This is a genomic window from Cellulophaga sp. RHA19 (assembly GCF_002813425.1).
Lineage (GTDB): Bacteria > Bacteroidota > Bacteroidia > Flavobacteriales > Flavobacteriaceae > Cellulophaga.
Window position 1 is genome coordinate 1,220,544 of record NZ_PHUL01000001.1, and the last position, 22,133, is coordinate 1,242,676.

Annotated in this window: 15 protein-coding genes; 2 read left to right on the forward strand and 13 right to left on the reverse strand. The window is 32.5% G+C overall.

Annotated features, from left to right (window positions below; genetic code table 11):
* Entirely contained in the window at positions 1-405 is a 405-nt protein-coding gene (locus AX016_RS05310) for a response regulator (protein ID WP_100894625.1), read from the forward strand.
* On the opposite strand, the gene AX016_RS05315 is transcribed toward AX016_RS05310, so the two are convergent.
* Both AX016_RS05315 and AX016_RS05320 read right to left on the reverse strand, forming a co-directional pair.
* The gene (locus AX016_RS05315) at positions 402-1,754 is read right to left on the reverse strand and encodes a DUF5689 domain-containing protein (RefSeq protein WP_100894626.1); all 1,353 of its coding nucleotides are present in this window, start codon (positions 1,752-1,754) and stop codon (positions 402-404) included. The two genes, AX016_RS05310 and AX016_RS05315, sit on opposite strands and share 4 nt — an antisense overlap.
* Before the next feature lies 1 nt (position 1,755).
* Entirely contained in the window at positions 1,756-4,488 is a 2,733-nt protein-coding gene (locus tag AX016_RS05320) for a TonB-dependent receptor (protein WP_100894627.1), read from the reverse strand.
* Between the two features lie 112 nt (positions 4,489-4,600).
* Here AX016_RS05320 and AX016_RS05325 point away from each other — a divergent pair, with 112 nt between their 5' ends.
* Complete coding sequence (locus tag AX016_RS05325) at positions 4,601-5,626, forward strand: endonuclease/exonuclease/phosphatase family protein (protein WP_100894628.1); 1,026 nt, start codon at positions 4,601-4,603, stop codon at positions 5,624-5,626.
* 166 nt (positions 5,627-5,792) lie between these two features.
* Here AX016_RS05325 and AX016_RS05330 read toward each other — a convergent pair whose 3' ends face one another.
* From AX016_RS05330 to uvrC, 11 genes are all read right to left on the reverse strand, one after another.
* Positions 5,793-6,230: a hypothetical protein gene (locus tag AX016_RS05330; RefSeq protein WP_100894629.1), complete on the reverse strand. Its 438-nt coding sequence runs from the start codon at positions 6,228-6,230 to the stop codon at positions 5,793-5,795.
* Between the two features lie 59 nt (positions 6,231-6,289).
* Positions 6,290-7,666 carry an endonuclease gene (locus tag AX016_RS05335; protein ID WP_232732599.1) on the reverse strand — a complete coding sequence of 459 codons (1,377 nt, stop codon included), beginning with the start codon at positions 7,664-7,666 and terminating at the stop codon, positions 6,290-6,292.
* Positions 7,667-7,808: 142 nt separating this feature from the next.
* The gene (locus AX016_RS05340; RefSeq protein ID WP_157811089.1) at positions 7,809-8,942 is read right to left on the reverse strand and encodes a hypothetical protein; all 1,134 of its coding nucleotides are present in this window, start codon (positions 8,940-8,942) and stop codon (positions 7,809-7,811) included.
* A gap of 19 nt (positions 8,943-8,961) precedes the next feature.
* Positions 8,962-11,493 (reverse strand): TonB-dependent receptor, encoded by a 2,532-nt coding sequence (locus AX016_RS05345; protein ID WP_100894632.1) that lies wholly within the window; start codon positions 11,491-11,493, stop codon positions 8,962-8,964.
* Positions 11,494-11,668: 175 nt separating this feature from the next.
* Complete coding sequence (gene pgi / locus AX016_RS05350) at positions 11,669-13,315, reverse strand: glucose-6-phosphate isomerase (protein ID WP_100894633.1); 1,647 nt, start codon at positions 13,313-13,315, stop codon at positions 11,669-11,671.
* Positions 13,316-13,317: 2 nt separating this feature from the next.
* Complete coding sequence (locus AX016_RS05355) at positions 13,318-14,607, reverse strand: peptidoglycan DD-metalloendopeptidase family protein (protein WP_100894634.1); 1,290 nt, start codon at positions 14,605-14,607, stop codon at positions 13,318-13,320.
* On the reverse strand, positions 14,607-15,572 hold the full coding sequence (locus tag AX016_RS05360; RefSeq protein WP_100894635.1) for a tryptophan 2,3-dioxygenase family protein: 966 nt from the start codon (positions 15,570-15,572) through the stop codon (positions 14,607-14,609). Before AX016_RS05360 ends, AX016_RS05355 begins: the two co-directional genes overlap by 1 nt.
* Before the next feature lie 6 nt (positions 15,573-15,578).
* Positions 15,579-16,358 carry a DUF3108 domain-containing protein gene (locus AX016_RS05365; protein ID WP_100894636.1) on the reverse strand — a complete coding sequence of 260 codons (780 nt, stop codon included), beginning with the start codon at positions 16,356-16,358 and terminating at the stop codon, positions 15,579-15,581.
* Between the two features lie 314 nt (positions 16,359-16,672).
* Positions 16,673-17,815: a 4-hydroxyphenylpyruvate dioxygenase gene (gene hppD / locus AX016_RS05370; RefSeq protein ID WP_100894637.1), complete on the reverse strand. Its 1,143-nt coding sequence runs from the start codon at positions 17,813-17,815 to the stop codon at positions 16,673-16,675.
* A 212-nt stretch (positions 17,816-18,027) separates the two neighbouring features.
* Positions 18,028-20,289 carry a patatin-like phospholipase family protein gene (locus AX016_RS05375; RefSeq protein ID WP_100894638.1) on the reverse strand — a complete coding sequence of 754 codons (2,262 nt, stop codon included), beginning with the start codon at positions 20,287-20,289 and terminating at the stop codon, positions 18,028-18,030.
* A 3-nt stretch (positions 20,290-20,292) separates the two neighbouring features.
* Positions 20,293-22,083, reverse strand: coding sequence for an excinuclease ABC subunit UvrC (gene uvrC, locus AX016_RS05380; protein ID WP_100894639.1), 1,791 nt, complete (start codon positions 22,081-22,083; stop codon positions 20,293-20,295).
* Positions 22,084-22,133: the final 50 nt, after the last annotated feature.

Consider the following 22,133-nt stretch of genomic DNA (forward strand, 5'->3'; position numbering starts at 1 on the left):
ATGAATAAAATTTTTAGCGCTTGCATCATAGATGATGATCCAATATTTGTGTATGGAACAAAGCGTATAATGAAAGAAGTAGGCTTTACTGAAAAAATTGAAGTTTTTGAAAACGGATTAGATGCTATTGAAGAATTAACAAGGCAATCTACCATAGAAAAAACTCTTCCAAGATTAATATTTTTAGATCTTAATATGCCAATTATGAATGGCTGGGAGTTTTTAGATGATTTTGTAAAAATACCTGAAGCTATTAGGCAAAATGTGGTTATATACATTGTTAGTTCATCTATAGACCCTAGAGACATAGAAAGAGTAAAAACTTATGATATTGTTACAGATTATATTTTAAAGCCGGTTACTCCAAAGGATTTAAAAAACATGTTAGACGATATGGCAAACTAGCGTTCTCCAGGTGAAAAATCATCAGGAGCGTTTTGAGGCGTATTTATAGTGCCGTTATCACCGGTATCATTATATATAAGCCACTCGCTAAAGTTGTAGCTACTAGAGCTTACGTTTATGTTTTGTTTGCGTTGTGCTTTACCATCTTCAAATTCATGATTTGTAGTAGAGCCATCTTCCCCCACAACGCCAAAAATATCTATAGTTGTTCCAAATGGATCTACTAATACTAGATTGTCATCTCCGTTAGAGTCGGCAACACTATTTTTACCAATACCTATATCTGGTAAAAAACCGTAAATATTAGTAAATTCATCTGCATTTGGTGAAATCACCAGTGTGCTCTTGGCGTCTATACTGTAACCAGTTAGGTCTAGGCTAGAGCTTATATCGGTGCTAGCATTGGTGTACCTGTTTATTTTCCAATTATTTAAATCTAATCTTTTGTCACTGGCGTTATATAGTTCTATAAACCTTGCTCCAATATTATTATCTGGGTCTGCAAGCTCTGAGAAGAAAATGGAGGTTGAAGTAAATTCTGTTACTATTGGAGGACAACGATCTTTGTCAAAATTTAAATCGGCTTTAGATCTAATTTTTAATTTTAGCTCATTATCATCTTCAATTAAAATAGCTGTGACATTACCATTTTTATGGGGCAGTATGTTAGTTGCAAAGTCTGCGTAGCCACTAGTAACAAGTTTTATTTGGTTTCCTTGGCAATCTTTAAGAGTGCGCTCTGTCTCCTCTTTGGATATTGCATAAGTTGTATTTAATTCCTCATCAATAAACTCTAAATTGTCTAATTTTATTAGTGTATTTGTAACACTAGAAGATAAGTTTTCTAAAGTAGTTTTTGTAGATGTAATTTTTGTAGCACTGCAACTAGTGTATATATGTTCTTGCACTTGTAAGCTAGGTAGTCTGCCTACAGATTGGTTTCCAAATGATGTAAAAACACCACCAACCACAAATACATTACCTTTTTTTGCTAGGTATAAATTTTTTAGTTTGATGATTACTTTACTGCCAAGTTTATATTGTAGATAATAATCTCGTAAGTCTACTAAAAACTGAATGCCAGCTGTAGGGTTTTCTTCTTTGTTTTGAATATATATTGTTCCAAAAAAGTTATTCTCTATGTCTGATGATATAATGTAGCCTTCAATAATTAAATCGTCTTGTATTTTAACAATAGCACCAGTGGTAATTGTTTCCAAATCTTTAAATGAAATATTAGATACTAAATCTGTGCATTCTGGTTTAGGAGTATCAAAATCTTTGTCTTTTACACATCCTAAAATTAGGAGCGTGCAAATTATAATTATAATGTGTTTTTTCGACTTCATATTAAAAGCTAATTGCTAGGTTTAAAAAATATGTTCTTCCGTAACCATACCAATATTTTGTACCAAATGAAGGAGTAGTACTTAAATTGTCCTGGGCCATCTGCCCGTAGTTGCCATTTCTGCTTTGTTCATATCCGCCTGTTTTAAAAACGGTGTTAAAAACATTGTTTACACTGGCAAAAACACTAACGTAATTGCCTTTTATTATCCAAGATTTACCACCAACTAGGTTAAGTAGGTAAAAATCATCCATCTTTTTTTGGGCGAGTAATTTGGTTACATTTTCTTTGGTTGCATCCGGAAAAGGTTGTCCGGTATCTGGATCTAAGTAGAAGCTTTGTGTTCTAGTTATTGTAGATATATTGGCGTAATTATTTCCCATAAAATTTGCAGAGCCAGATATCCACCAATATTTTGGATCTCTATATTCTATTCCAAAAGCAAATGCTTTTTGTGGTCCTTGAGCTAATTTATAACCTTTAATGTTGCTTTCTCCTAAGTTGCTATATCCTTCTAAATTTATAGCGTCTTCAAAACTGTTAGTAGTGTCAAAATTAATACTAACATTTGGGTTGTTATTATAGGTGTAATTAGCTATTGCTGCAACACCAGTTACTTTAACAGCAGAGGATAGTTGGTACTCTAGTCCTATTTCTAAGCCAGTATGTTTTTTGTTAATGTTTGTGACAACTTCTTGCACAAAATCAGATCCTATGCCAGATTCTACAAAGAAAAAATTTACATCTGTTTCATTATTAAATAATGTGTAAAAGGTAGAAATACGACCTGTTAGTTTTGGTAAGCGTATAAAATAATTTACATCAGCAGTTTTAATTTGTTGGTTGTCTATATCTGCTACAATATTATTATTTTCTCTAGGATTAATAAAAGTATTTTGTATTGTTGGAGGCCTACTAATAAAAGCAAACTGACCATTAACCCAATGTCTGCCTGTTATTTTATAGGTAAAAGCACCTTTTGTGTTTATGGCACTAAAATTAATTTTTTTACTTTTTCCAATAGATGTTTCAGGATAACGTTCGTTTTTAAATAAACCTTCTCTTTGGTAGTTTATAGTGTTAATGTTTGTGCTTAGTGAGGCATACCATTTTTTGTAGGTAGCTTTTATTTGTGTAAATGCGTTTAAATTATTTGCAGGGATACTGTAGTTGTAATTAAAAATATCGTTTTCTTTTTTATTTGTATTTCCATTTGCATCGTTATTAGTGTTAGAGAAAGTGTCAATATCTAAGTGGTATTCAGCTCCTAATAAATCTTCAATTTTGGCATAATTATGAGAGTTGAGGTTTTTAAGCATAATACCTGCGTCTAAACTAAAATGGTTATTAAGTTTAATATTTGCGGTAGTGTTAAATGTTACAGTTTTTTCTTCTGCAAAATCATTATAAAAAACATAAGCAGCTTTTTTGTCTTCATAAGCTGTGTTTGCGCTATAAATGTTTTTCCAATTAATTTGAGAATTTTGAATAAAAGATTCTCTAGCAGTTTGCGCACTTTCAAAATTAGCACCAATAGAACTATTTATATAAAAACTTGGTAAGTAACGGTAGTATGTAGCATCAGGATTAGGAGCGTTATAGTATCCTAGTCTACTTTTTTCATGAGGTCCAAATGTGTAGCTTATACCAGTATTTAATTTTATATTTCCTTTTTTGTATAAATGGTTAAACATAAAAATTGGTTGTGCTATTTTACGTTCTCTTGAGTTTCTAATGTTTCCGTTTTGAGTTCCCCAATACGGATTGTATTTTCTTCCTTTTAATAAAAAAACTTCTTCTGTAACGGCAGAAGACCTGCCTCTTCTGTTAGATGCTAGCATTGCGGTTGCTAGTAATGTATTATTTTTATTTAGTTTGTATTCTAAAGCACCAAATAAAGAAAATGCATCGTATAAAGTTCCTTCTAAATATCCTTGTTTTGCCCATCGTCTAGAAGCGGATATGCTATAGGTTATTCCTTTTTTGTTAGTTGGTATGGTGTAGGAGGTCATTAATCGCCCAGCGTATGTTCTATTAGACGCAGAAAAAGAAACTCGTTTCCCGGGTCTCATTTTAGATGGTTGTGTATTTATATTGGTTGTGCCTAAAATACCTCCAAAGTTGTACTTTGCAGGTTGTAATCCGTAAGTAAACTCTTGGTTTCTTGTGGCGTCATTTAATCCACCCCAGTTATTCCATTGTGGTCTGCCATCGGTAAGGTTATTCATGACCATACCATTTATTAGTACATTGCTAAATTTGGAGTCGTACCCTCTTACTCTAAAAAATGCTTGACCAAAATCAAAAGCAGCTCTATTTAAAAACACATCTTTTGTGGCTTGTAATAGTCCAGAGGTAACAGTGCTATTCTCTTCTTCAGCCAGTGTAACTTCAGTTAAGGTAATTAAATTGTCTGTTTTTTCTAGTGTGATATCTTTTTGAAGGTAAATTGTTCCTAGATCAATATTTCTGTCAACAACAGAAATAGGCATTCTAATTTGAACATATTCTTCTGCTGTAATTTTTATTGTATAATTTCCTTTCTCTATTAATAAGTTTAAGGTGTTTGAAGCTATGTTTACAAAGAGGTTTGTTTCTTCTATTTCTGCCTTACCATTTATATTTATTGTTTTATTTTGTTGGTCTAGAAGAGTTGCTTTTATAGTGTACTTTTCCTGGCCAATACAGACTTTTGATAAAAATAAAATAGATAAAATACTGAATAACAATCGCATAACTTTTGTGAAAATATGCTTTTTTAAGGAATTTTCCTTACTTTCATATTAAAATATGTTAATGTGTAAGTATATTATTTGTAAATTAAAATATTATTTATTGATATTATTAATGTTTACAATTGTTAATTGTTTTTCTCAGCAAGAAAGTAAATATAAAGTAAGGACTATTGCTTTTTATAATTTAGAGAACTTATTTGATACCATTAACGATCCTCATACCTTTGATGACGACCGTACACCGCTAGGAAAAGATAAATGGACAAGCGAAAGATATAGGGATAAGTTAATAAATATGTCTGGTGTGTTATCTGAAATAGGTAGTGAGCTCACAAAATCTTCCCCAGATGTAATTGGAGTTTGCGAAATAGAGAACGATTCCGTTTTAGTTGATTTAATTAATCAACCAGCTTTAAAAAATAAGGGATATGCAATTTTGCATTATAACTCACCAGATGAAAGAGGTATAGATGTAGCATTACTTTATAAAGAGCAAGTTTTTATGCCAACAACTTTTAAAAGTCATAGGTTGCTACTATTTAAAGAAAGCGGATATAGAGATTATACTAGAGATCAACTAATAGTTGGTGGTCTGTTAGATGATGAAGAGATTTATTTTATTGTAAACCATTGGCCATCCAGGAGTGGAGGGGAGGCACGTAGTAGACCAAACCGAATTGCAGCAGCAAAGCTTAATAAAAGAATTATAGACTCTGTACAGCGTTTAAATAAAGATGCAAAAATTATAAGTATGGGAGATTTTAATGATGACCCAATAAATAAAAGCTTTAAAAGAGTATTACGAGCAGAAGGTAAAATTAAGAAAGTTACAGATAGTGTTTTGTACAATCCTATGGAGGCTTTGTTTAAAAAAGGTGAGGGTTCTTTAGCGTACCGAGATAAGTGGAATGTTTTTGATCAAATTTACTTTACAGGTAATTTGGTAAATGAAAAAAGGGATACCTATTCTTTTTTTAAAGCTGCTATTTACTCGCCTTCTTATTTAACTACAACCTCGGGTAGGTATAAAGGATATCCTAAAAGAACATACTCTGGCGGTAGTTACACAGGTGGGTATAGTGATCATTTTCCTGTATATATTTATTTAATCAAAAAATACAGTAAAGAGACTAATTAGTTTGTTTTTCTTTTTTTTATTAAGTCGTTGATTTAGTTTTATGTTGTTTGTTTAAAGCTTTACATCTTGTAAAAACATTTTTACAACAGTATTAACTACTATTTAAAAACAAAAAAACCAAGTGGTTTGTATCACTTGGTTTTTAATATAATGTTATGCTTCTATTTTAGAACCATTGTCCCCAAGGAATTCTACTTAGTAGGCATAATAAACCTAGTCCATAAAAAATGGCTATTAGTTTAAATTTTTTAGCGCTCTCCATTACTTTTTTGTGCTTAGACCAACCAATTGTAATAAGTACTATTGCAATTATGTTTATAAATGGATGCTCTACAGCTAATAAGCGTGCAGCAGAACTCAATCCGCCCATTCCGTTAGTTTTAATAGCTCCAAAACCGTTAGGAGAAACAAAGAAAAGTATAACGCCAATTAGCAGTTGTATATGCGATAATATTAGCGCAAATAGGGAAACTCTTAAGTCTTTACTTAAGTTAAAATCTCTTTTAGCAAGTAAGCCAGAAACAGCATTTACAACAGCTAAAATTAAGATAGCTAATACTAAAAAGGCAAAGTAGGAGTGTAGGTTTAAAATTGTATCGTACATAGTAAATTGTTTAATTATAAAAGTAATAAAAATTAAGAATTTATAAGTGAGTTTTTAGTTTATTCCCACTTATTTTCCGCATTATCTCCTCCCCAAATTATTGTTGCCAAATACGGGTTGTCTATAAAAGGATTTCTATTTCCTTGTGCTTCTTCAATTACGTTGTTACGTTGAATTTCAAAGTTAGATACCGGATCTGCTATGTTCCAAGCTAAAAATAAATCTAAAGTTCCTACTTGTGTATAGTCTTCGTTGTATCTAATATTTAAATATAAAACCATACGTGCAACATCACCTCTCCAATCATCACCAGGATACCATTTGTTACCATCTACTAATTTGTAGTTGCCAGATCCATCTGTATAAGCAAAATTACTTCTATCTTCATTTACAATAGCGTCACAAGAGCGTAAATGGTGCAAATCAGAAACTGCAATATTAGACCCCAATTTAGATTGAGGGAAAATATGTTCTGTATTAAAAGTTTGTGGCGAATGACTGTTAGAGCCAGACTGATATTCTCTGTGGTCTCTACTTTCACCAGAATACATTAAAATTACGTTGTCAGTTATAGTTTCATCTTCGTCTGCGTTATACAAATAATTGTGTCTTTGCCCATAAGATAAAATAGTTGTGTGTTTATTGGTGGTGTGCTCTTTTAAGGCGTTTAGTGTAACATCTGAATTGTTAGAAAAAGCAACGTTAGAGTAATATTCTTGTAATTCTGAAGGAATATTAAAACCTAGTTTTTCGGCAATTGTAATAGTAATTGTTGCTGTTGAGCACGTAGCATCAGGTTTGTCGTTATCACAAATGGTATATGTAAAAGAGTCACTACCAGTAAAGTTACTTTGTGGTGTGTAAACAATTTCTCCGTCACTATTAATTTCTACACTTCCACTAGCACTACTGCCGTCTACAGATGTTAATGTGGCATCATCAATAATACTGTCATTATCTAAAGCAGTTGTAATTGTGGTAGCTGTATTCTCTACAGTTGCGTAGGCATCATCTATGGCTACAGGGTCTCCTTCGTCTGTAATGGAAACTGTAACTGTTGCAGTAGAACAGTTTTGAGTTTCAGTTATATCGCAAATAGTATATGTGAATGTATCTACGCCTATAAAATCTGTTTTAGGAGTATATGTATATGTACCATTTTGGTTTTCTGTAATAGTGGCACCTCCGGTACTTGTAGCGTCAAAAGTAGTTATTTTGGCACCTACTCTAGAATCGTTTTCTAAAAGAGAACTTATAATTAACGCTTCATTTTCTATACCTATTACTTCATCATCTACAGCAATTGGTTTGTTTACAGGAGTTGGCTCTGGCTCTGGTTGTTCTGTACCTCCGTCTGAGCTACTGCATCCTAACATAATAACTGATAATAGTATAGTGTATGCGTAGTTTTTAATATTTAAAATAGATTTCATCATCATCTCGTCTTAATAGTAAATTGATACTTTAAAATAATATTCTGCTAATTTAAGCTTTTTGTTTTTTTGATATTAAACTGTATTAATAAAAAAACCTCTGTCTAGTTGTAGACAGAGGTTAATTTTTTAAAATGTTAACTTATTATTGTAGAACGTATACTCCACCTTCTAAAACAACATTCATAATCCAAACCTCATTAGATCCAGAATATACATTATATGATACAGAGAATTTTTGACCTTCTTCTGCGTTAGGGAAATTAGCTAATAAAATTGTATTTATTTTAGCTAATCTTGCTTCTTCAGAAGCTTCGTCTTTTCCGTCTCTTACGTCAAAGTTACCATAAGCATCATTACCAACTAACGCATAATCTGCAGCAGTTAAAGTATACTTTATAGTATTGTCAGGAACCCAAGTAATTCCGTTATGAGCAAACTGAATTGTTTCTGTAGCTACATTATTGTACTTAGCCCAAGTAGAACCATCATATATAAAGTTTGCTGTATAAGTAACAGTACCTCTAATGTCGTTACCGTCTGCATCTTCTCCTACTTTTGTGTATAACTCGTAAGTTGCAACAGCAATATCACCAGCTTCTTTAGTGTCAAATTTAAAACGTTCTGGTAAAGTTACAGGTATTTTTAAAGCCGCTTCATCATGGCTAGAAAAGTTAGGGTAGCTTTCGCCCATTGCGTTATATTCTGCAGGGGTAAAACCAGCAAATCTAGTCCACTCACCATTTTCAAATAAGAAACCATCTGTAAGTTCTGTAGAAGTACCTGCGTAGTACTCATAACGTAAAGAAACAAAATCACCTTCTTCAGCAGCAGGATATTCAGCCGCTAAGAAATCAAATATGTGGTCTTCATCAGAAAAGTTACCATAAGTATCACCTGTTATATCATTGTGTTCTTCAGCTGTAAGCTCTCTAACTTCGGCGTCATAAGTTGGTATTTTGTTATACCAATCAAAAGTCATTAAAGCAGAAGATACTTGTTCAACTTCTTTGTCGTTGTCATAGGTAACTCCTAAAAATGGGTAAGTTTCTGTAAGGTATTTAGGTATTAACGCTTTTGCATCATCTACAGAGCTAAAATTTGGAAAATCAAACTCGAAAAAGTCAGTATAATCATCAGCTGTAAAAGTGTACTCTAAATTTCCTATCTCAGAGTCAATAGCATTTAAAACATCTAACTCTTTGTTAATGTCTTCCATTGGATCACAAGAGGTTAGTAATAACCCAATTGCGATTAGTGAATATATAATTTTTTTCATCTTAAATATGCTTTTTTAATTAAAATCTAATTTTTGTACTAACACTAAAAGTTCTACCAAAACCATAGAAAACGCTAGCTGTTAATGCATCATGATTTCCGCCATCTTGTGCATCTGCAATGTATCTTGTATCAAATACATTGTTCATTCTTAATGTTACAGTAGTATCATATTCACCTAATTTAAAACCGTGTCTTAAACCAGCGTCAAATAAACCATAATCTGGTACTTTCCAAGCTTCTGGTGTAGAAGAGTCTCCACGGTCACTAGGATTGTAACTAGCATATAAGTTATCATAGTAGTTGTAATCTATGATTAAGTTAGTTTTAGGCATAACTTCATAGTTAAGTCCTAAAGCCATAGTAGTTTGTGCAGCATCACCAACACGTAAGTCTTTAATGTAGATATCTACTGTGTTAACTAAATTTTGATCTTCATCAAAAATTTCTACACCAGTAACATTGTTTTGCCATGTCCAGTCACCTAAAGAAGCCATACCTGTTATTGTTAATTCATCTGTGGCTCTGTATGTAAAGTCTAATTCTATACCTTGGTGTAATGCATTAACTCCTAATATGTTTGCAGTACCTAATGTTCCGTCAGGGTTGTTAAATGTAGCTGTTTCAGTTCTATCATTCCAAGTGGTTCTGTAAATGTTTAAGTTTGCAGCTAATTTTTCACTACGGTAACCGTATCCTATTTCAGCACTAAATATTTTTTGGTTTTCTGCATCTGGGTTTTGGTTTTCGTTGTCAAACCCAACAAATACACCACCAAAGTTTGCAGCTTTTTCAAAATAACCAATGTTAGCAAAAACATTGTGGTTGTCATCTATATTGTAGTTAGCACCACCTTTTACACTATATCCTAAAAAGTTATATCTGTCTGTTTTTTGATCAGGATCAGAGTCTAAATAGTTAAAGTAATCTATTCTTTGGTAAGATGTATTAGATATTGCAGTAGATAAAAATGCAGAAAGCTTGTCTTGAGAGTATTCAGCTTGTGCAAAGAAACCTTGCCAACCTACATTACCAACGTTGTGGTACTGACGCTTGTCACCAACTTGTAATCTAGCATTTGGGTTATTCTCGTTGTCATTATCTAAAGCGTAGCTACCACCTAACAAATCTGTAACTTCAGAATAGTGATCACCAGTGTAATCTCTTAAATCAATACCTACTAATAAATCTAAGTTTTCAGTTAAAGAGTTTTTGTAAGTAGATAAGAAACCAAACCACTCGTGGTTATTTACAGAAGCTCTTAAGTAAGACTCAGATCCAAAACCTTGGCGACCATTTTCACGGTTAATCTCTACAATGTTGTCTAAGTCTACTGGTTGATCAAAACCACCTAATCTTGTGTTAAATAGATCTGTGTTACCAGCAGTACCACCACCACCACCTTTACCCCAAGAGGCGTAAACAGCAGAAGATAAGATTGATTTATCATCAATATTCCAATAGTGGTTTAATGAAGTTTGAGATTTGTGGTAGAAGTTGTCTTCTATATGAGTAACTTGACCGTTTTTGTAACCCCAATCTGGGTTAAATCTTATACCACTTTCAGCATTTCTGTAAGTGTCAATAGAACTTCTATTTTGACGTTGACCGTGAGTTTGTGGTGCACCAAAAGAAGTTAAAGATAATTTGTGGTTATCATTAATCTGCTTAGAGATGTTTACAAAATAGTTAAAACCATTAAATTGTGTACCGTCAACATAACCTTCACCAGTTGTTTTAGAAGCAGATACTGTAGCAGCAAATCCGTTATCCATTAAACCAGTAGATAAAGTAGCGCCATACTTTTGGTATCCGTCGTTACCAACACCACCAATAATGCTTCCACCTTTTTCTACGTCTGTAGTTTTAGATAAAATGTTTATAGTACCACCAATAGAAGGTACAGCTACTTTAGAAGCACCTAAACCTCTTTGTACCTGCATAGAAGAAGTAACGTCTGATAATCCAGCCCAGTTACTCCAGTATACTTTACCGTTTTCCATATCATTAACAGGAACCCCGTTAATCATTACAGCAACATTCTCAGAGTCAAAACCTCTAAGGTTAATTCTACCGTCACCAAAGCCACCACCAGATTTAGTAGCGTATACACCAGGTGTAGATTTTAATACTTCAGGAAATTCTTGCGTTCCTAATTTTAGCTCAATGTCAGCAGCTTTAATTGTAGAAACAGCAACCGGAGTTTTTCTGTCTACAGCTACAGAAGCTACAATAACAACTTCTTCTAAAGCTTCTGCATCTGGCATCAACGTAATGTTACCTACATTTCCAACAGCGCTAAAGCTTACTTCTTTGGTAATGTATCCAATATAAGATACAACCAATACACCAGAGTTACTTGGGGCAGTAATAGTAAAGTTACCGTCAAAATCGGCAGCCATACCATTTGTAGTTCCTTTTACAACTACACTTGCTCCTGGTAGAGGTCCTCCTAAATCACCATCCAATATTTTACCAGTGATGGTTCCTTGAGAAAATGCGAATGCCGTACATAATAACATAACGACAAAAACGAAGTAATTTTTTTTCATTTTTCTTTTGTTCTTTAGTTTTTTTATTAACGGCACAAAAGTGTATAATTTATACTACTTGTACGTTAACAGAATGTTAAATCAGTTAACGCAAAAATAACATAAATTTATGTTAAAATGGCGTTGATAAACAATAAGTTATCAACGCCATTTTAATAATTTTAGTAAGATATTTCTATTGTTTAATCCCTTTTAGGATTTGCAATGTAGATGCATCGTGATTTTCGTTTTTGTCAGAATTTATGTCTTTTAGTATGGTGCTGGCTAATTGTTTTCCTAGTTCAACACCCCATTGATCATAGCTAAAAATATTCCAAATTATACCTTGAACAAATATTTTATGTTCGTAAAGAGCTATCAATTTTCCTAAACTTTTTGGCGTCAATTTGTCAATTAACAATGTAGTAGTTGGTTTATTTCCTTCAAAAACTTTAAAAGGGAGTAATTTTTCTATTTCTTCATTATTTAATCCTTTCTCTTTTAGTTCGGAAAGTACTTCTTCTTCAGTTTTTCCATTTAAAAGAGCTTCTGTTTGTGCTATAAAATTAGCCATTAACTTGTTCTGGTGGTCTTTATCGCCAAATAATGATTCTTTAAATCCTATGAACTCCGCAGGGATTATTTTAGTTCCTTGGTGAATTAGTTGAAAAAATGCGTGTTGAGAGTTTGTTCCTGGCTCTCCCCATATAATTGTTCCTGTTTGGTAAGTAACTTTGTCCCCGTTACGATCTACACTTTTTCCATTACTTTCCATTATACCTTGTTGCAAATAAGCAGAAAATCTACTTAGGTATTGAGAATAAGGAATTATAGCTTCGGTCTCTGCATTATAAAAATTGTTGTACCATATAGTTAGTAGGGCAGAAATAACTGGAATGTTCTCTGAAAACTCTGTGTTTTTAAAATGTTCGTCAATTTCATTAGCGCCCATTAGAAGACTATCAAAATTAGAGAACCCTACAGAAAGAGCTATACTTAAGCCAACTGCGCTCCATAAAGAAAAACGTCCTCCAACCCAATCCCACATAGGAAATACATTGTTGGCGTCTATGCCAAATTCTGCAATTTTTGCAGCGTTAGTAGATACTGCTGCAAAATGAAGTGCAATATCACTTTCTTTGGTTTTAAATTCTGGATTTAAAAACCATTTTTTTATAGTTGTAGCGTTGCTAAGTGTTTCTTGTGTGGTAAATGTTTTAGATACAACAACAAATAAAGTTGTTTCAGGATCTAGTTCTTTTAGTATTTGGTGTACGTGGTCACCATCTACATTGCTTACAAAGTGCATTTTTAAATGGTTTTTGTAAAACTTTAAAGATTCTACAACCATTGCAGGTCCAAGATCTGAGCCACCAATACCAATATTTACAACATCTGTAAATGCTTTACCTGTGTACCCTTTGCTATTACCAGATATAATACTCTCTGTATAGTTTTTAATTTTTTCTTTAACCTCGTAAATTTCTGGTATTACATTTTTACCGTCTACTAAAACAGAGTCAGATTCTTTTGCGCGTAATGCAGTGTGTAAAACGGCTCTTCCTTCTGTTTGGTTTATTGGCTCTCCTTTAAAGTAGCTTTTAATAGCGTCTTTTAAGTTCACTTGGTCTGCTAATTCTAATAAGTGTTTAACAGTCTCATCTGTAACTCTGTTTTTAGAATAATCAAACAAGAAATCCTTGTCTTTAATGGTTAATTTGTTAGCACGATTTTCATCGTCCTTAAACAAATCTTTAACCTTAAGATTTTTAGTGTTATTGTAGTTTTCTTGTAGTTTTTGCCAAGCGGCAGTTGTAGTAGGGTTGGTGTTCTGTAATGCCATTATTATGGATTAATTATGTTTTCTTCTTTATCTTCTTCTTGGGTAATTATTTTTTTAGGAAAAACAATTTTGTCTAACTGAGTCATTTTTGGCTTTATATGCGCCAAGTATCCTGTTTTTAAACTATCTGCAATAGCTTCTGCTGTTGGTAGTTTTTCTTTTAAAGGATCTACTTGTCTCCCGTTTTTCCAAAACCTATAACAAACGTGTGGGCCGCCACTGTTACCTGTCATACCTACCCATCCAATTACATCACCTTGTAATACATAATCACCTTTTTTAACATTTTGGTTTTTCATATGTAGGTATTGAGTACTATAGGTTCCGTTATGCTTAATTTTTACAAATTTTCCATTACCACCTCGTCTTGTAGATTCTACAACAGTACCGTTGGCTGTGGCAATAATAGGAGTTCCAATTGCAGCTGCATAATCTGTTCCTTTGTGTGGTCTAACTTTGTAGCCATAGTATTTAATTCTTCTAGTTAAGTTGTATCTAGAAGAAATTCTGTAGTTAAACTTAATAGGGGCTTTTAAAAATGCTCTTCTTAAGTTGTTTGCTTCATGGTCATAATAATCTGCAATTTGCTTTAGAGAATCTGTTACATATTCAAAAGCGTAAAACGGTTTTCCGTTGTGCTCAAAATATGCAGCTTCTATAGGTTCTGCACCAGCATAGATAGTGTCGTTTATGTATCGTTCTTTATAAATAACTTTAAATTTATCTCCCTTTTGTAGTCTAAAGAAATCTATAGACCAAGCATATATTTCTGATAAATTATTGGTTACATTATAATCTATACCTTGGGCTAAAATAGCCTCAGACAAAGAAGTACTAATTATGCCAGAGGCTTCACGCTCTACATAAGTAACTTTTTTCTTTTTCTTGTATACATTCACAGAATCTCGTAAATCTACTACGGTATAGTTTATACGATCGTTTTCATAAATAAAATATTGAGCAGTTTCTGTGGTGTCTTTAGATTTTAATATAACGTAAGGTTTACCAACTCTAATACGGCGTACATCAAAACTATCTTTGTATTCTTCAGATATTTTAAAAATTTTAGGATAGTCTACCTTGTTATTGGTCATTAATTCACCAAAACTGTCTCCACTTCTAATTGTATCTTGTAAAACTGTAAAGTCATCTAAATTAAAACCATACTCCATAGCAACTACTGGTTTTTCTATGGTGATTACTTCCGGAAGATTATCATGGTCTTTAACCTTGCTGTCCTTGCAAGAAATAAATATAGATATTGTTAAAAGTGAAAGAAAGAATTTTTGCATTATTTAGATTTTTCGGGGTTAAAGATATGGTCTATCCACTCTTTTCCCCAATTATTTAACTCTTCTTTTGTATATAAATATGGAAAAAACACAACATTTTGAAAACTTGGTGGTAAATATTGTTTCCAATTAGTGCCTCCTGTAGCATCAATTGCTTCTTTATCTTTGGCTAAATACCTGTAAGCAGAACCCATATGCATTAACGGCCAATTAACGTTTGCATTTATATCTAATGCTTTTAAAGCTTTAATTAATTCTGGGTTTTCTTGACTTTCTTTAGGAAGTGCAAGGTATTTATGATAAATAGTATTGTCTTTAACTTGATTTGCAATACGTATTAAGCGTGGTGTGTACCTGTACTCAAACTGTTTAAGAGTTAATGTTTTTTCGCCTGTATCTTTATCTGTAGCTCCGTTTTTCCAGTAAATTTCTTCGTATAATTCTTCAATACTGTTTTCTGATGAAAAATTTGCTCTTTTAGTTTTATGAACTAGATTTTCTAAAGGGGCAGAGTACAGCTCTATCATTCTGTATTGTGCAGATTGAAAACCACTTGCTGGCAGTAAGGCCATCCTGTATTTTAAAAACTGTTCTCTATCCATACCATTTATCATAATGCTAAATGAAGATATAAGAACCTTGTAGTAACTGTTTATTCTGTTGGCTTTTTCTATGAAGAAATCTACATTCTGAGATTTATCGTCTACAATTTGTTTTTGTTCATGTAAAATAAGCTTAAAGTACAACTCTGTAATTTGGTGGTACATTATAAAAATTTCCTCATCAGGAAAATGTGTTCTTGGTATTTGTAAGCTTAATAGCGTGTCTAGATGAATGTAATCCCAATATGTTAAATACTTCTCATAAAGTAAACCATCTAGGTAAGAACTTAGATCTTGTCCTGATCCTTTGTATTTTTCTTCTAATTTTAATATTTGAGACGCTATCTTTTCTTTATTGTCCATTAAGTGTTAATCCATTATTATTTTAAACTGATGCTTTAGTCCTGCATACCCATCTAGGTCTGCTTTAAGAGAGCCAACAGCTAAGTCTGCTTTTATTCTAATAGGAATTTTATTTTCGTCATTAGAAACCCAAAGCGATAAACTTTCTTGTTCTTTAAAAACACGTCCGGACTCTACATAGGGTCTAAATTTATGACATTCTACTTTACCGTATTTAGTTTTTAAAGTTTCTTTTCCTAAATATTTAAGCTTAAACTTAAAAATGCCATCATCGTCGTATAATAAATTAAGTGTAATGGTTTCATTTTTCACTAATTCATCTGCGTTATAATTGTTTCTTACATAATAAAATGCAGATATTAAATCTTGTATGTTATCTTCTATTTTAAAGTCTAGCTTTCTGTTTTTTTTATGATCATTTAAAACAGCTTTTTTCTTTTTGTGATCAAAATCTATATCTAAATTTAATGTATAGCTTCCTTCGCTAACTTTTCTAACAAATTTATAGGGTTTGCCGTGATTTTTGTCAAAATAACTTTCGTAGGTGTCGTCTACTTTAAAAAAAACACGAGCCAAGCCAGTTGTTCTTCCTTTGCCTATTACGTGGTAAACTGGTATGCCGTTTACTTTATCGTTTTTTATTTGAAGTGTAGCGTAGCTAGCGTTAAAAATTCCATAATGAATTCTAAAGCGTAACCATTCCCCTGCTTTAAACGAACTGTGCTTGTTTTGAGAATTAGCAGCAAATGTAGCTAGTAATAAGAATAATAAGTATACCTTTTTCATATCGTTGTTGTAAAATTACTAAAATTGAAAACACAATTAGATGTCTTTACAATTATTTAAACAACTTTTGTTCCAAAGTATTGTATAAAAAAAAGCCTAGTCTTAAAACTAGGCTTTTCCTAAATAACCAACCAAACTTTAAATTATGAAAAACCAATACTTAAAGTTAATAAGGGAACCACCCCTTATGCCGTCAAAAGTACTACATTAATTCAGAGTTATAATTGGTTTTAACTTACTTTAACTAAAGTGTTAACACTACTTTAGCTTTTAAATGCAAATATTACTGCATTCATAATAATATAGTGGTTTTGTTAAAGGGTTCCTCTAGATTCTTGCTCTCTTTCTATAGCTTCAAACAAGGCTTTAAAGTTTCCTTTGCCAAAAGATTTTGCTCCTTTTCTTTGTATAATTTCTATAAACATTGTTGGTCTGTCTAAAATAGGCTTTGTAAATATTTGTAATAGGTAGCCTTCTTCATCTTTATCTATTAAAATACCTAATTCCTTTAAAGGAGCTAAGTCTTCATCAATTTCACCAACTCTATCTAAAACATCTTCGTAATAAGAGCTAGGAACAGTTAAAAATTCTACTCCACGATCTCTTAACGCAGTTACAGTTTCTATAATGTTATCTGTTGCTAAAGCCATATGTTGTACACCGGCTCCATTATAAAAATCTATATATTCTTCAATCTGAGATTTTTTTCTTCCTTCAGCAGGTTCGTTAATAGGAAATTTTATGCGCCCATTACCGTTACTCATTACTTTACTCATTAAAGCAGTGTATTCTGTAGAGATATCTTTATCATCAAAAGAAACTAATTGTGCAAAGCCCATTACCTTGGCATAAAACTCACACCACTTGTTCATCTCGTTCCAGCCAACATTACCTACCATATGGTCTATAAATTTTAAGCCTACATCTGTTGGTTTGTAATAAGGGTTCCAAGCTTTGTAACCTGGTAGAAAAACACCGTTGTAATTACTTCTTTCTACAAATACATGAACTGTTTCTCCGTATGTATGAATTCCAGAAAAAACAACCTCTCCGTCTTTATCTTCTTCTTTCTTAGGTTCAAAATAACTTTCTGCACCTCGGCTAGTAGTTTCTTTGTAACTTTTAGTTGCATCATCAACCCAAAGAGCAACAGTTTTTACACCGTCTCCGTGTGCATCTATATGCTTGTTTATGTCTCCTCCAGAATTTAAAGGTGAAGTTAATACCAGCCTAATTTTACCTTGTTCTATTACGTAAGAAACACGATCTTTTAATCCGGTTTCTAAACCAGCGTATGCAAGTGGCTGAAAACCCCAGGCAGACATATAGTAATGAGCAGCTTGTTTAGCATTACCTACATAAAGTTCTACGTAGTCTGTGCCTAATAATGGTAAAAAATCTTCAGCGTCTAAATTTTCTTTTGGTAATTTAAGTGATGTATTGTCTAGTGTTGACATATTATTTTGTTTTAAAATTTATATAATTTTGATATGATAAAATTCTTATTTCTGTTGTAGAGATAAGTTATTAAGTGAAAAACACTTGTTTCACCACATAGCCCGGAGGTGGGCGGTAATATCAATTCTAAATAATAACATAAAACAGTTTTGTTTTTACAAATATCGTAAAAATAGGTAAAGTTTGTGCCTTGTGATTGTTAATTGATGATTTAAAACCAATATCCAATGCTAAAAAACAACCTTCCTTTGTTTTTCTCTGGAGACCAGGAGTAAACAGCTTGTATTGGGCCTAAAAAAGATTCAAGACCGTAGCCAATTCCGTATCCCGTGTGCTCTGGTAGTTGAAACCATTCTGCTTTTCTGTAAATGTCATCATTTATGTTGGCAAAGTTTGCTGATAAAAGTAAATGATTTTTTGGGCTAAATTCATAATCTAGCTTTGTAAGCCCCTTTATATAACTGTTTCCGGTTAGGCTAATAAAATCATAGCCTAAAAAAGAAATATAGCCATCTCCTAAGTCGTTACCGTAACCGCCCATTATAAAATCTAATGACCTTACGTTGGAGTTACCTAGTTTAAAGCCTGCGCCGGCTTCTAGGTTTAAAGACAAATTGTGAGTTAACTCAAAAGCAGCGCCCATAGTTCCTTGTGCTATAGAAAACTCTTTAAAGTTGTTGTTGTAGTCTGATGAAAACATATAAAAATGCAAATCACCATTAAAATAAAGACCTTTGCTAGGGAAGTATTTGTCGTTATATGTGTCTAGTTTTAATTTAGCAAACGTGCTAAAGTAATTGCTCTTTTCAAATATGGTTCTAGAGTCTTCATTATTATTTGCGTTGTCTTCTTGTAGTGTGCGAGTAGTGTATTTTAAAAACCGATGTTCAGCTCCTAAGCTAAATGCAAATTCTTCGTTCCAAACAGTTTGTATATATGCTTGGTTAGTAAGGTTTGTAGCGCTTATATTTATATTATTTATTCCTGTGTCTGGCCCTGGAAAATTAGATTTAATAATGTCGTAATCTATTTCGTAATTATAGTCGTTATAGGTAGAGTTTAGTCCAAAACTCCAATAAAACCCTTTGTCAAGGTAATATTGCATTTTGTACCTAATATTGTCGCCCAGTATAAAATCAAAAGAGCCAACATCATCTTGTAAAAAAATATTCTTTTTTGTTAAGTTTATTATGGCTGCACTTTTATAAATATCGTCATAATGCGCGCCCATTTTAATAAACATCTTGTCTTTGTTTTCTTTTATTTTTAAAGTCAAGACAAGTTCATCTTCCTCTGAGTCTATAGAGGGTCTGGAGTCTAGTGTATAGCGTATTGTTTTAAAATTATTAGTAGCTGCAAGGTTGTTTATGCCTTGTTGTAGTTTTGCAAAGGGTACTGTTTTGTCTAAATCTAACCTTAGCTTACCTTTAATATACGCTCTGGTGTAGTCTTGGTGGCCAGAGATTATTAGCCTGTTAATAGTTATAGAGTCGTGTGGTTTTATGTTATTGTGTTTTTTTATGTCTTTGCCACGTTGTAAAGCAATATTTTTTAATTGGCTGATTTTTGTTCTTGCGGCAGCCTCACCAGATTCTATAATTTCTTTACCAAGAGCAAAATCTATAACCGAGTATTTGCCTATTTCTGGTTTTATAAGCACATCTGTTAGCTTGGCTTTAGCCTTCATGTCGTTAACAGTTCTGTAGTTGTTAATTTGTAGTAAAACCTCTGTGCCAGAGCCAAGGTTGTCTCTGCTAGACAAACTGTCTTGTACATCTATACCAATAATTATATCTGCACCTAATTTTTTTAGTTTGTTAATAGGGTAATTGTTTACTACACCGCCATCTATTAAAATTTTATCATTTATTTCTGCAGGTTCAAATAAAGACGGGAATGTGCCACTTGCCATAATGGCTTCGGGTAAATAACCTTTATTTAGTAAAATTTCTTGTCCGGTTTCTACATCTGTTGCAATGCAAAAAAAAGGAATTGGTAATTTACTAAAGTCATCTGTGTCTTTAACGTGGTACAGTAATTTAACTAGTAGGTTGTATATGTTTTGCCCGCTAGATATAGCAGACGGAAAGGAAACTTTAAATTTATTAAATGGCAAGCTTAATGCGTACCGTTCTGCATCTTCCTTGTCATAAAAAGTTTTTGCTCCTCTTGGTAAGTTGTCCTGTATTAAAAGGTTTACGTCTATACTATTAAAAATAGAGTCCAGTTCGTTAGCAGAATATCCAGAAGCGTATAGGGCGCCAATAATTGCTCCCATACTTGTGCCTCCAATATAGTCAATTTTAACACCAGCTTCTTCAATAACTTTTAATGCTCCAATATGTGCCAATCCTTTTGCGCCACCACCACTTAGCACTAGACCAACTTTTACGCTGTCTTTTGCTACTTTATTTTGCGTAAAACCAATACCGCAAATTAAAAGTGTGATTATAGTAAGTACTAGTTTCTTCATTTTTTAATGAAAGGTGTTATATATTTTTTGAGCTTTAGACATACCTACAATTTCGGCAAGTTTTTCTATACTAGCTTCTTTTATTCTTTTTACAGATTTAAATGACTTTAAAAGATCTGTTGCCGTTTTTTCTCCAACTCCATCTATACTTTCTAGTTCAGAGTTTATGGCTGCATTACTTCGTTTTGTTCTGTGAAAAGTAATTCCAAATCTATGCGCCTCATTACGTAGTTGTTGTACTATTTTAAGGCTTTCAGATTTTTTATCTAAATATAAAGGAATTGAATCTCCAGGGAAATAAATTTCTTCTAATCTTTTTGCAATACCAATAATAGCTATTTTTCCTCTTAACCCTAAAACATCTAAACTTTTAAGGGCTGAAGATAGTTGTCCTTTACCACCATCTATTACAATTAACTGTGGTAAGGATTGTTCTTCTTCTAGTAGTCTTTTGTAGCGCCTAAACACTACTTCTTCCATAGACGCAAAATCATCTGGGCCAACAACAGTTTTTATGTTGTAGTGTCTATATTCTTTTTTTGCTGGTTTTCCGTTTTTAAATACAACGCAAGCAGCAACTGGGTTGGTTCCTTGTATGTTAGAGTTATCAAAACACTCTATGTGTCTTGGTTCTTCAGATAAGCGTAAATCTTTTTTCATTTGCGCCATAATACGATTTGTATGGCGGTCTGGATCTGTAACTTTTATTTGTTTAAAACGATCCATTCTATAGTACTTAGCATTTCTTTCAGATAATTCTAAAATTCTTTTTTTGTCGCCAAGTTTAGGTATTGTTACCTTTAAGTTGCTATCTACTGTTACAGGAAAAGGCAGGTATATTTCTCTTGATAAAGATTTAAATCTTTGCCTAATTTCTATAATAGCTAATTGAAGGAGCTCTTCATCAGTCTCATTTAGTTTTTTCTTTAATTCTAGAGTGTGAGATCTAATAATTGCACCGTGTGATAGTTGTAAAAAATTTATGTATGCAAAAGTTTCATCAGAAATAATTGAAAAAACATCTACATTATTAATCTTAGGATTTACTATAGTTGTTTTAACTTGGTAATTCTCTAAAACTTCTATTTTTTCTTTAAAATCCTGTGCCTCTTCAAACCTCATTTCAGAGGCTAGTACTTTCATCTGATTTTTAAAATAGTGTAAAGACGATTTAAAATTGCCTTTTAAAATGTCTTTTATTTCTATAATTTGCCTTTGGTATTCCTCTGCAGATTGGTGACCTTCACAAGGGCCTTTGCAATTGCCTAAATGGTATTCTAGGCAGACTTTATATTTGTATGCATTAATTTTTTCTGCAGATAAATCATAATTACAAGTGCGCAAGGGGTATACACTTTTAATTAAATCTAGCAACACCCTTACGGTTTTCATATTGGTGTAAGGGCCAAAATATTCAGAGCCGTCTTTAATTAAGTTTCTTGTATAAAATACACGCGGAAAGCGCTCATTTTTTATGCAAATCCAAGGATACGTTTTATCGTCTTTTAATAAAACATTGTATCTGGGTTTGTATTTTTTTATTAAGTTATTTTCTAATAATAAAGCATCAGACTCTGTATCTACTACAATATGTTTTATGTAGACTATTTTTTTTACAAGAACTTTTGTTTTACCATTGTCATGTGTTTTATTAAAATAAGAACTGACCCTTTTTTTTAGGTTTTTGGCCTTACCAACGTATAATATTTTTTCGTCTTTATCATAAAATTGATACACACCTGGGTTGTTAGGCAATGTACTTAATTGTAATTTTATTGAAACTTCTTGCGGCATAGAGTAAAAATAATCTCTTTTTTTTGATTGGTGTAGTTAAAGGCAATACT